General features: G+C 69.7%; 9 protein-coding genes. All 9 read left to right on the top strand.

Annotated elements, in window-relative coordinates; genetic code table 11:
* The 9 genes from lysA (at position 1) to prfA (ending at position 12,332) form a co-directional block, all read left to right on the top strand.
* Positions 1-1,392, top strand: a complete 1,392-nt coding sequence (gene lysA / locus ACU6WZ_RS07465) for a diaminopimelate decarboxylase (RefSeq protein WP_447032330.1) — start codon at positions 1-3, stop codon at positions 1,390-1,392.
* 96 nt (positions 1,393-1,488) lie between these two features.
* Positions 1,489-2,790: a homoserine dehydrogenase gene (locus tag ACU6WZ_RS07460; protein ID WP_447032329.1), complete on the top strand. Its 1,302-nt coding sequence runs from the start codon at positions 1,489-1,491 to the stop codon at positions 2,788-2,790.
* A gap of 7 nt (positions 2,791-2,797) precedes the next feature.
* Complete coding sequence (gene thrC, locus ACU6WZ_RS07455; protein ID WP_447032328.1) at positions 2,798-3,868, top strand: threonine synthase; 1,071 nt, start codon at positions 2,798-2,800, stop codon at positions 3,866-3,868.
* A gap of 254 nt (positions 3,869-4,122) precedes the next feature.
* A complete protein-coding gene (gene thrB, locus ACU6WZ_RS07450; protein WP_447032327.1) occupies positions 4,123-5,043 on the top strand; it encodes a homoserine kinase in 921 nt (306 codons plus the stop codon).
* Between the two features lie 333 nt (positions 5,044-5,376).
* Positions 5,377-7,467: a transcription termination factor Rho gene (gene rho, locus ACU6WZ_RS07445; RefSeq protein ID WP_447032326.1), complete on the top strand. Its 2,091-nt coding sequence runs from the start codon at positions 5,377-5,379 to the stop codon at positions 7,465-7,467.
* Positions 7,468-7,756: 289 nt separating this feature from the next.
* On the top strand, positions 7,757-9,451 hold the full coding sequence (locus ACU6WZ_RS07440) for a trypsin-like serine protease (RefSeq protein WP_447032325.1): 1,695 nt from the start codon (positions 7,757-7,759) through the stop codon (positions 9,449-9,451).
* Between the two features lie 163 nt (positions 9,452-9,614).
* On the top strand, positions 9,615-10,721 hold the full coding sequence (locus tag ACU6WZ_RS07435) for an LCP family protein (RefSeq protein WP_447032324.1): 1,107 nt from the start codon (positions 9,615-9,617) through the stop codon (positions 10,719-10,721).
* A 169-nt stretch (positions 10,722-10,890) separates the two neighbouring features.
* Complete coding sequence (gene rpmE / locus ACU6WZ_RS07430) at positions 10,891-11,112, top strand: 50S ribosomal protein L31 (RefSeq protein ID WP_447032323.1); 222 nt, start codon at positions 10,891-10,893, stop codon at positions 11,110-11,112.
* A gap of 140 nt (positions 11,113-11,252) precedes the next feature.
* Complete coding sequence (gene prfA / locus ACU6WZ_RS07425; RefSeq protein WP_447032322.1) at positions 11,253-12,332, top strand: peptide chain release factor 1; 1,080 nt, start codon at positions 11,253-11,255, stop codon at positions 12,330-12,332.
* Positions 12,333-12,380: the final 48 nt, after the last annotated feature.

The raw sequence follows: 12,380 nt of genomic DNA, 5'->3' as shown, positions 1-12,380 counted from the left end.
ATGAGCCGTTCCGCACACCCCGCCGGGCCCCGTCACGCCGACGTCTTCCCCGAGGGCCACTACTCCGCCCCGCCCGCCGACCTCAACGCCCTCGACGAAAAGGTCTGGGCGCGGACCGTACGGCGCAATGACGACGGTGTGGCCACCGTCGGCGGGATCGAAGTGACCCGGCTCGCCGAGGAGTTCGGCACGCCCGCGTACTTCCTCGACGAGGCCGACTTCCGCGCCCGCTGCCGGTCCTGGGCCGACGCCTTCGGCCGGGACGCGGATGTGTTCTACGCGGGCAAGGCGTTCCTGAGCCGTGCCGTTGTGCGCTGGCTGCGGGAGGAGGGGCTGAATCTGGATGTCTGCTCCGGCGGGGAGCTGTCCACCGCCCTCGACGCCGGCATGCCCGCCGAGCGCATCGCCTTCCACGGCAACAACAAGTCGTCCGAGGAGATCGAGCGCGCCGTGCGCGTCGGTGTCGGGCGCATCGTCCTCGACTCGTTCCAGGAGATCGTCCGCGTCGCGCACATCGCGCAGGGCCTCGGCAAGCGCCAGCGGGTGCAGATCCGGGTGACCGTCGGCGTCGAGGCCCACACGCACGAGTTCATCGCCACCGCCCACGAGGACCAGAAGTTCGGCATCGCCCTCGCCGGCGGGGAGGCCGCCGAGGCCGTCCGGCGGGCGCTGAGGCTCGACGGGCTGGAGCTCATCGGCATCCACTCGCACATCGGGTCGCAGATCTTCGACATGGCGGGTTTCGAAGTGTCCGCCCGGCGCGTCGTCCAGCTGCTCGCCGAAGTGCGCGACGAGCACGGCGTCGAGCTGCCCGAGATCGACCTCGGCGGCGGCCTCGGCATCGCGTACACCTCCGAGGACGACCCCAGCGAGCCGGGGGAGATCGCCAAGGCGCTCACCGAGATCGTCACCCGCGAATGCGAGGCGCACGGGCTGCGCACCCCCCGCATCTCCGTCGAGCCGGGCCGCGCCATCGTCGGACCGACCGCCTTCACGCTGTACGAGGTCGGCACCATCAAGCCGCTGGCTGGGCTGCGGACGTACGTCAGTGTCGACGGCGGCATGTCCGACAACATTCGTACCGCCCTCTACGACGCCGAGTACAGCGTCGCCCTCGTCTCGCGGACCTCCGCCGCCGAACCGATGCTGGCCCGCGTCGTCGGCAAGCACTGCGAGAGCGGCGACATCGTCGTCCGGGACGCCTTCCTGCCCGCCGACCTCGCCCCCGGCGACCTGATCGCGGTGCCCGCCACGGGTGCGTACTGCCGCTCGATGGCCAGCAACTACAACCACGCGCTGCGGCCGCCCGTCGTGGCCGTCGGCGAGGGGCAGGCACGGGTGATCGTCCGGCGCGAGACGGAGGAAGATCTTCTGCGACTTGATGTCGGCTGATGAAATACATGTCTCGCAATCTGGACCGAAGGCAGAAACTCCCGTCCGGTGAGTGAGACTGGTTCACACTCAAGCAAGAACAGGAATCGAGGTCGGATGATGCGTACGCGTCCGCTGAAGGTGGCGCTGCTGGGCTGTGGTGTGGTCGGCTCAGAGGTGGCGCGCATCATGACGACGCACGCCGACGACCTCGCCGCCCGCATCGGCGCCCCGGTCGAGCTGGCCGGGGTCGCCGTGCGCCGCCCCGCGAAGGTCCGTGAGGGCATCGACCCGGCGCTGATCACCACCGACGCGACGGCCCTGGTCAAACGAGGCGACATCGACGTGGTGGTCGAGGTCATCGGCGGCATCGAGCCGGCCCGCACCCTGATCACCAGCGCCTTCGAGCACGGCGCCTCGGTCGTCTCCGCGAACAAGGCGCTGCTCGCCGAGGACGGCGCGGCCCTGCACGCCGCCGCCGAGGAGCACGGCCGGGACCTGTACTACGAGGCCGCCGTGGCCGGCGCGATTCCGCTGGTACGGCCGCTGCGCGAGTCCCTCGCAGGGGACAAGGTCAACCGCGTGCTCGGCATCGTCAACGGCACCACCAACTTCATCCTCGACCGGATGGACACGAGCGGCGCCGGATATTCCGAGGCGCTCGACGAGGCCACCGCCCTCGGGTACGCCGAAGCCGACCCCACCGCCGACGTGGAGGGCTTCGACGCCGCCGCGAAGGCGGCCATCCTGGCCGGTATCGCCTTCCACACCCGGGTGCGCATCGGCGACGTGCACCGCGAGGGCCTCACCGAGGTCACCGCCGCCGACATTGCGTCCGCGAAGCGCATGGGCTGCACCGTGAAGCTCCTCGCGATCTGCGAGCGCGCCGCCGACGGCAAGTCCGTCACCGCGCGTGTCCACCCCGCGATGATCCCGCTGACCCACCCGCTGGCCTCGGTCCGTGAGGCGTACAACGCGGTGTTCATCGAGGCCGAGGCGGCCGGGCAGCTGATGTTCTACGGCCCCGGCGCCGGCGGCTCGCCCACCGCCTCCGCCGTACTGGGCGACCTCGTCGCCGTCTGCCGGAACCTGGTCGCCGCGACCACGGGACCCGGCGAGTCGGCGTACACCCAGCTGCCTGTCAGCCCGATGGGCGAGGTCGTCACGCGGTACCACATCAGTCTCGACGTGGCCGACAAGCCGGGCGTACTCGCCCAGGTCGCGACGGTCTTCGCCGAGCACGCCGTGTCCATCGACACGGTGCGCCAGCAAGTCCGACAGGACGGAAGCGGCGAGGCATCCCTCGTCGTCGTCACCCACCGCGCGCCCGACGCAGCCCTTTCGGGGACCGTCGATGCGCTGCGCAAGCTCGACACCGTGCGCGGTGTCGCGAGCATCATGCGTGTTGAAGGGGAGTAAGGGACCCATGACCACCAACGGCACCCACCAGTGGCGCGGCATCATCGAGGAGTACCGGGACCGTCTCCCGGTGACGGCGGCCACGCCCGTCGTCACACTCCGTGAGGGCGGCACGCCGCTCGTCCCGGCGCAGGTCCTCTCCGAGCGCACGGGCTGCGAGGTGCACCTCAAGGTCGAGGGCGCCAACCCCACCGGGTCCTTCAAGGACCGCGGCATGACCATGGCGATCACCCGCGCCAAGGAGGAGGGCGCGAAGGCCGTCATCTGCGCCTCCACCGGCAACACGTCGGCGTCCGCGGCCGCCTATGCGGTACGGGCGGGCATGGTCTGCGCCGTTCTCGTGCCGCAGGGCAAGATCGCGCTCGGCAAGATGGGCCAGGCGCTGGTTCACGGCGCCAAGATCCTCCAGGTCGACGGAAACTTCGACGACTGCCTGACGCTGGCCCGCAGTCTGTCCGACAACTACCCGGTGGCGCTGGTCAATTCGGTCAACCCGGTCCGTATCGAGGGCCAGAAGACCGCGGCCTTCGAGATCGTCGACGCGCTCGGTGACGCCCCGGACATCCACGTCCTGCCCGTGGGCAACGCCGGCAACATCACGGCGTACTGGCGCGGCTACCGCGAATACGCGGCCGACGGCATCGCCACGCACACCCCCCGGATGTGGGGCTTCCAGGCCTCAGGCTCGGCGCCGATCGTGCGTGGCGAGATCGTCAAGGACCCGCACACCGTCGCCACCGCGATTCGCATTGGCAACCCCGCTTCCTGGCAGTACGCCCTCGACGCGCGGGACGAGTCCGGCGGCTTCATCGACGAGGTGACGGACCGTCAGATTCTGTCCGCCTACCGCTTGTTGGCTTCCCAGGAGGGCGTCTTCGTCGAGCCCGCCTCGGCGGCCAGTGTCGCCGGACTGCTCAAGGCGGCCGACGAAGGCAAGGTCGACCCCGGACAGAAGATCGTGTGCACGGTGACCGGCAACGGCCTGAAGGACCCGGACTGGGCGGTGGCCGGAGCGCCGCAGCCCGTCACGGTCCCCGTGGACGCCGCCACCGCCGCTGAGCGCCTCGGGCTCGCGTAGTCACACGCAGCCCTGCCCCAGGGTGTAAAGCCCCGTAATGCGGGAAATGGACGCACAGGATGGCTCGCGACACGCATCGTGCGCCTCCTGTGCGCCCTATGTCGTCGCGGAACCATCCTTCGATAGGCTGTAATGAACCCGCCCCGCCGCATATGCCGCGGTGCTGTTGCCGTCGTGGCCATCGGGTGTTCGTACTTCATTGAAACCGCGCAGTCCCGCAGTCCCGCAGTAGTCCCAAGGAGAGTCGTCGAGCGATGGCCGGTCCCGCCTTCCGCGCCGCCGCCGTAAGGGTGCGCGTCCCCGCCACCAGCGCCAATCTCGGTCCCGGCTTCGATGCCCTGGGCCTGTCGCTGGGGCTCTACGACGACGTGGTCGTCCGGGTCGCCGACTCCGGGCTGCACGTCGACATCGCGGGTGAGGGCGAGCAGACCCTGCCCCGCGACGAGAGCCACCTGCTCGTACGGTCGCTGCGCATCGCCTTCGACCTGCTCGGCGGACAGCCGCGCGGTCTGGAGGTCGTCTGCGCCAACCGCATCCCGCACGGCCGTGGCCTGGGCTCCTCGTCCGCCGCCATCTGCGCCGGCATCGTCGGCGCCCGCGCCGTCACGACCGGCGGCGACGCACGCCTCGACGACGCGGCGCTGCTGGAGCTGGCGACCGAGATCGAGGGCCACCCCGACAACGTGGCCGCCTGCCTGCTCGGCGGATTCACCCTCGCCTGGACCGAGGGGGGCGCGGCCAGGGCCATCAGGATGGACCCGGCGGATTCCATCGTTCCGGTGGTCTTCGTACCCGGAAGGCCCGTGCTGACCGAGACTGCCCGCGGGCTGCTGCCGCGCACCGTCCCCCATGTGGACGCCGCGGCCAACGCGGGTCGCGCCGCGCTGCTCATGGAGGCGCTGACCAGGCGCCCCGAGCTACTGCTCGCGGCGACCGAGGACCGGCTCCACCAGGACTACCGGGCCCCGGCGATGCCGGAAAGCCTGGCTCTGGTCAACCGGCTCCGCGCGGACGGCGTCCCCGCGGTGGTCTCCGGGGCGGGCCCCACGGTGCTCGCTCTGGTCGAGGACAGTGCGGCCGACAAGGTCGCGCGGCTGGCGGGCGAGGGGTGGGCGGCGAACCGGCTGGCTCTCGACGCCATGGGGGCGAGCGTTCTGCCGCTGGGTTCTCAGTAACACGCGATTGCGGGTGAACGAGAGGGGGAATATTTGTTGGATCCGGTAGTGTTAATCTCAAGTCTGCATCCGACGTCTTTGTGGCGCGGTGCATCGTGTCCCCGTTCGGGACCACCCTTCTTCCGGGAGCCTCCCCAACTGCCTGAGCAGCCTGCCTGAGCAGTTTCGAGCCCGCTCCGGAACCGGCATGAGCCGGACCCCCAGCACGTTCTTCATTCTTCCGCCGTTACCCGGCGGACCACCGCCCCGGCACGGTTGCCAAGACCGCAGTCGGACAGCACAACCGGTCGCCGAGCCAGACAGGCCGACGTCCGCTCCAGGGAAGGACCCTTCGTGAGCGACACCACCGATCTGATGGGCGTGACTGCCGACAACAATGTCGACAACGCCGCGCCCGCCGCAGGTGCTGCCACTGGTAGTGCCGCACGGCGCCGCCGCTCCGGCACCGGCCTCGACGGCATGGTTCTGGCCGAGCTGCAGCAGGTCGCGTCCGGCCTCGGGATCAAAGGCACCGCGCGGATGCGCAAGAGCCAGCTGGTCGAGGTCATCAAGGAGACGCAAGCCGGAGGCTCAGCCCCGGCGAAGAGCGCCGACACCGCCGGCTCCACCGCCGAGACCAAGCCGAAGCGCCGCGCCACCTCCAAGGCACGTACCGGAGACGACGACACCGCCGCGGCCCCGGCCGCCGCGCCCGTCGCCGAGAAGGCCGCCGCCCAGCAGCAGATCGACATTCCCGGTCAGCCTGCCAGCGACGACCAGCCGGCCGGCGAGCGCCGTCGGCGCCGTGCGACCGCCCAGGCGGGCAGCCCCGAGACGGCTGTCGCCACCGAGGTGAGGACCGAGGCCCCGGCCGCGGTCAAGACGGACCCGCAGCCGGAGGCCGCGAAGGCCGAGGCCGCGGCGGGAGCGCCCGCGCAGGAGAGCGTCGAGGGGCGCAGGGGTGACCGCCCCGAGCGCGGCCAGCGCGGCGACCGCCGCGAGCGCGGCACCCAGCGCGACCGAGGCGAGCGCGGTGAGCAGCGCGACCGCAGTGACCGCAGTGACCGCCAGGACCGCGGCGAGCGCCGTGACCGTGGCAAGGGCGACGACCAGGCCGGTCAGCGCCAGCAGCGCCAGGGCAACCAGGGCAACCAAGGCGGTCAGGGCGGCCAGAACACCGGCCCCCAGGACGACGACGACTTCGATGGTGGCCGCCGTGGCCGCCGTGGCCGCTACCGCGACCGCCGTGGCCGTCGTGGCCGCGACGACTTCGGCAGCGACGCCCCGCCGGTCTCCGACGACGACGTCCTGATCCCGGTCGCGGGCATCCTGGACATCCTCGACAACTACGCGTTCATCCGGACCTCCGGCTACCTGCCGGGCCCCAACGACGTGTACGTGTCGCTGGCCCAGGTCCGCAAGAACGGTCTGCGCAAGGGTGACCATGTCACCGGCGCCGTCCGCCAGCCCAAGGACGGCGAGCGCCGCGAGAAGTTCAACGCGCTCGTACGGCTGGACTCTTCCAACGGCATGGCGGCCGATTCCGGTCGCGGGCGCCCGGAGTTCAACAAGCTGACGCCGCTGTACCCGCAGGACAGGCTGCGCCTGGAGACCGACCCGGGCGTCCTGACGACCCGGATCATCGACCTCGTCGCGCCGATCGGCAAGGGCCAGCGCGGACTGATCGTGGCCCCGCCGAAGACCGGCAAGACCATGATCATGCAGGCGATCGCCAACGCGATCACAATCAACAACCCCGAGTGCCACCTGATGGTCGTCCTGGTCGACGAGCGTCCGGAAGAGGTCACCGACATGCAGCGGTCGGTGAAGGGCGAGGTCATCTCCTCGACCTTCGACCGCCCGGCCGAGGACCACACCACCGTCGCCGAACTGGCCGTCGAGCGCGCGAAGCGTCTCGTCGAGCTGGGTCACGACGTGGTCCTACTGCTGGACTCCATCACCCGTCTGGGCCGTGCGTACAACCTCGCGGCCCCGGCCTCCGGGCGCATCCTGTCCGGTGGTGTCGACTCGACCGCGCTCTACCCGCCGAAGCGCTTCTTCGGTGCGGCGCGCAACATCGAGGACGGCGGCTCGCTGACCATCCTGGCCACCGCGCTCGTCGAGACCGGCTCGCGCATGGACGAGGTGATCTTCGAGGAGTTCAAGGGCACCGGCAACATGGAGCTCAAGCTCGACCGCAGACTCGCCGACAAGCGCATCTTCCCGGCTGTCGACGTCGACCCGTCCGGCACCCGCAAGGAGGAGATCCTCCTCAACGCGGAAGAGCTCGCCATCGTCTGGAAGCTGCGCCGGGTGCTGCACGCGCTCGACTCGCAGCAGGCGATCGAGCTGCTGCTGGACAAGATGAAGCAGACCAAGTCGAACGCCGAGTTCCTGATGCAGATCGCCAAGACGACCCCGTCGTCCGGCAACGGCAACGACTGACCGCCGCAGCGCCAACTTGGCCGCCCCGTCACGAAAGTGACGGGGCGGCTTTTTTTTGTACGCGGCCCCCAATTGCCGGTCGGCCCAAGACCGGCCTGCGTACGGATGTTGCCAAGTTGTGTTCACGAATTGGTCACAAGTGGCCGCTTGAGCAGGGGAGTCGGCCGTACGATCATGCGGCCGCAGGTGGGGGGATCCATTTGGGGCGCTCTTACTGACCTCTGAACGGGAGTCCCGAGTGATCTCTGGCAAGCAGAGCGGGAAGCACCGCCGCCGCATGCGCTAAGCCGTGCCGGCCGCAGCCGTCACCCTGGTGGCAGCGGTGGCCGGCACGATGCTGATGGCACCGGCCAACGCCGCGGTGCCACTGCCGACGCCGAAGGCCGAGCCGGCCGTCAGCACGCCGTCGCAGGCCGAGCTGCGGGCTCGCCTGGCGTCCGCCGCCAAGACGGCCGAGCAGCCGGCCGCGGCGTCGAAATTCTCGGCGGGCGGGAGGATCGACCCGAAGATCATCGGCGGTGTCTCGACGACCATCGCCTCGGCACCGTGGATGGCGCAGCTCTTCCTGGACGACGGCGACAACTCGTTCTTCTGCGGCGGCGCCGTCATCGCCCCGACGAAGATTCTCACCGCCGCGCACTGCGTCAAGGGCGCCGACTGGAAGAACCGGGGCGTCGTCGTCACAGGCACGGAGAAGCTGGCGGACACTCCGGGCCACGGCGGCACCCTGACCGGCGTCCACCGGCAGTGGAACCACCCGTCGTACAGCGACTTCACGCTCGACAACGACATCGCGGTGCTGACCCTGGCCGAGCCGGTCAAGGCCAAGCCGATCAACATCACGAAGTCGGACGACATCACGTCGTACAAGCCGGGGACGCAGGCCACCGTCTACGGCTGGGGCCGCACCAGCTCCACCAGCTACGACCTCTCGCCGACCCTGCGCAAGGCGACCCTGCCCATCAACTCCGACACCACCTGCCGCAACTGGCAGCTCGGCGGCGAGTTCGTCAAGGGCCACATGGTGTGCGCGGGCGAGCCCGCAAACGGCCAGCAGGACACGAAGAGCGCCTGCAACGGTGACTCGGGCGGCCCCCTGGTCGTCGGCGGCAGGATCGTCGGCGTCGTCTCCTGGGGCATCGAGGACTGCGTGGAGCGCGGCGCCTACAGCGTTTACGCCAAGGTCAGCTCGTACGCCGGATCCGTCGTCCCGCGCGTCGACGACACCAACCTGACCGGCGACCACCGCTCCGACGTCTTCGCCCGAAAGAGCTCCGGCGGCACCCTTTACCAGTACACCTCCAAGGGCACGTCGTTCGCGGCGCGCGAGGCCTGGGGCGACTTCGGCGGCGCCAATGTGATCCTGCAGACCGACCTGAACCGCGACGGTTACGAGGACATCGTCATCCGCACGACCGGCGGCGACGTCTGGTGGCTGCACTGGGTGCCGTCCACCGAAACGTGGGCCGAGAACCGGATCGCGTCCGGGTGGAGCTCCCGCCGTCAGATCGTGGTGCCCGGCGACGTCACCGGCGACGCCCTGCCCGACCTGCTGTCGGTCGATTCCGGCGGCACGCTGTGGATCTACCCGGGCAAGGGGAACGGCACCTTCTCGACCCGCGTCAAAGTCGGCACGGGCTGGAGCCAGTTCAACTCGGTCCGCGGCAACGGCGACTTCACCGGTGACGGCAAGGCCGACCTGATCACCCGCAAGTCCGGCACCTCCGAGATGTTCCTCTACAAGGGCACGGGCAAGGCCGGCAGCGGCGCATTCGCCGCCAAGCAGAAGGTGCGGACGTGGAGCGGGTACAACGCCTTCGACGCGGCCGGTGACGTCACCGGCGACGGCAGGGCCGACTACCTCGCCCGTACGCCCGGCGGCACGCTCTACCTCTATCCCGGCACCGGCAAGGCCTCGTCGGAGATCTTCGCCACACGAGTCAAGATCGGCCCCGGCTGGCAGCAGTACAACATCTTCGGCTGAAAACCCTGGTGAGAGGCGGGACTCCGAGCCACCCGCCCGGACCCCCCGAGCCCGCCCTGCGGCCCCTGCCCCCAGCAGGGGCCGCAGGGCGTTGTGCAACCCTTCTCGCTGATCCGTCGTCCAGCACGGCAGGAGACCGAAACCGATCGGGGCTGAAGAGAACATGACCGAGCAGAGCAGGAGTGGCCGAATACGGGGGACCGGCAGGCGCCGGAAGGCGCCCACCGGCCGCGCCAGGACGGCGACCGTCACCGCGTGGGCCGCCGCGGGCGTGGTGCTGCTCGGCGGCACCGGACTCGGTTACGTCTACTTCCACCTCAACGGCAATCTCCAGGGCGTTGACATCAACACCCAGCTCGGCACCGATCGTCCCGACGACGTCGACAACGGCTCCCAGGACATCCTCGTCCTCGGCTCCGACTCCCGCTCCGGCGACAACGCCAAGTACGGAACGGACGAGGGCGGTGCCCGCTCCGACACCGCGATGGTCGTGCACGTGTACAAGGGCCACAAGAAGGCCAGCGTCGTCTCGATACCGCGCGACACCCTCGTCACCCGCCCCTCCTGCGCATCGGACAGCGGCGGCCCCACCGACCCGGGCGGCACCCACCGGATGTTCAACACCGCGTACCAGGCGGGCGGCCCGGCCTGCGCCGTCAAGACCGTCGAGAAGCTGTCCGGCATCCGCATGGATCACTACGTCGAGGTCGACTTCACCGGCTTCAAGAAGCTCATCGACGACCTGGGCGGGGTGGAGATCACCACCAAGCAGGCCATCAGCGACGACAAGAGCCACCTCGACCTGAAGCCCGGCACGCACACCCTCGACGGCGAGCAGTCGCTCGGTCTCGTACGCACCCGCAAGAGCGTCGGCGACGGGAGTGACCTCGGCCGCATCCAGCTCCAGCAGGCATTCATCAAGGCTCTGATCAAGCAGGTCAAGGACGTCGGCGTCTTCAGCGACCCCAAGAAGCTGTACGACATCGCCAACACCGCCACCCGCACCGTCACCACCGACTCCGACCTGGCCTCCGTCAACGATCTCGCCGGCTTCGCGCGCGGGCTGAGCGACATCGGCCCGGGGAACATGAAGATGGTGACGCTGCCGGTGCAGTACGACCCGGCCGACCCCAACCGCGTACTCCCGCTCAAGGGCGCCGGCCGCCAGGTCTGGGCCGCGCTGCGCCAGGACAAGCCGATACCGGCCTCGGCGACCAAGGACTCCGCGGGGGACAAGGGCGACGCGGGCAAGGTCGTCGGCAGCGGCTGAGACACTGCGACACAGCCGGGAACGGCCGGGGAACGGCCGGGGAATAGTTTCGCCCCGTCCCCGGTTTTGGGAGATACGCCCAGTGCTGGCAGACTGGTACGTCGGCTCCGGTTCACGCACGCGCAATCCGTCCGTGCGACCCGGCGCCCTCCCGAAACTAGGAGACACCTTGAAGCGCGAAATCCACCCCGAGTACTTCGAGACCCAGGTCAGCTGCACCTGCGGTGCCTCGTTCACCACCCGTAGCACCATCTCCAGCGGCACCGTCCGTGCCGAGGTCTGCTCCGAGTGCCACCCGTTCTACACGGGCAAGCAGAAGATCCTCGACACCGGTGGCCGTGTGGCCCGCTTCGAGGCCCGCTTCGGCAAGGCCGGCTCCGCCGCGAAGTAGCGAGCCACTGCGCCGGTCCTCGGCCGCTCCGTACAGGGGCGGGGAGGACCGGCGCTTTGTCGTGACGCACACGCTGCCGTGACGCACGGGTGCATGTTTCTTTCGTTTGACTTCGTTTGACCCAACCCAGGAGCCCGAAGATGTTCGAGGCGGTCGAGGACCTGATCGGCGAGCACGCCGATCTTGAGAAGAAGCTGGCCGACCCCTCGGTCCACGCCGACCAGGCGAACGCGCGCAAGCTGAACAAGCGCTACGCCGAACTGACCCCGATCATCGGCACCTACCGGGCCTGGAAGCAGACCGGCGAGGACATCGAGACGGCCCGCGAATTCGCCCACGACGACCCGGACTTCGCAGCCGAGGCCAAGGTCCTCGCCAAGCAGCTCGACGAGATCACCGAGAAGCTCCGGCTGCTCCTGGTTCCGCGCGACCCCAGTGACGACAAGGACGTCATCCTGGAGGTCAAGGCGGGCGCGGGCGGCGACGAGTCGGCCCTGTTCGCCGGCGACCTACTGCGCATGTACCTGCGCTACGCCGAGCGCGTCGGCTGGAAGACCGAGATCATCGACGCCACCGAGTCCGAGCTGGGCGGCTACAAGGACGTCCAGGTCGCGGTGAAGACCAAGGGCGGCAACGGCGCGACCGAGCCCGGGCAGGGCGTCTGGGCGCGGCTGAAGTACGAGGGCGGCGTGCACCGCGTGCAGCGCGTGCCCTCCACCGAGTCCCAGGGTCGTATCCACACCTCCGCGGCCGGCGTGCTCGTCACGCCCGAGGCCGAGGAGGTCGAGGTCGAGATCCACGCCAACGACCTGCGCATCGACGTCTACCGCTCGTCGGGCCCCGGCGGCCAGTCCGTCAACACCACCGACTCCGCCGTACGCATCACACACCTGCCGACCGGTGTCGTCGCCTCCTGCCAGAACGAGAAGAGCCAGCTCCAGAACAAGGAGCAGGCCATGCGCATCCTGCGCTCGCGGCTGCTCGCCGCCGCCCAGGAAGCCGCCGAGCAGGAAGCCTCCGACGTACGCCGCAGCCAGGTCCGCACGGTTGACCGCTCGGAGAAGATCCGTACGTACAACTTCCCGGAAAACCGGATCTCGGACCACCGAGTCGGCTTCAAGGCGTACAACTTGGACCAGGTGCTCGACGGCGACCTGGACGCCGTGATCCAGGCCTGTGTCGACGCCGACTCCGCTGCCAAGCTCGCGGCCGCGCAGTAAAGCCGGATAAAGCCAGAACACCCAGTAACACCCCTGCAAGCCGGAGGA

This window comes from Streptomyces hypolithicus, assembly GCF_052934925.1.
This window is presented reverse-complemented; position numbering and strand designations above follow the sequence as displayed.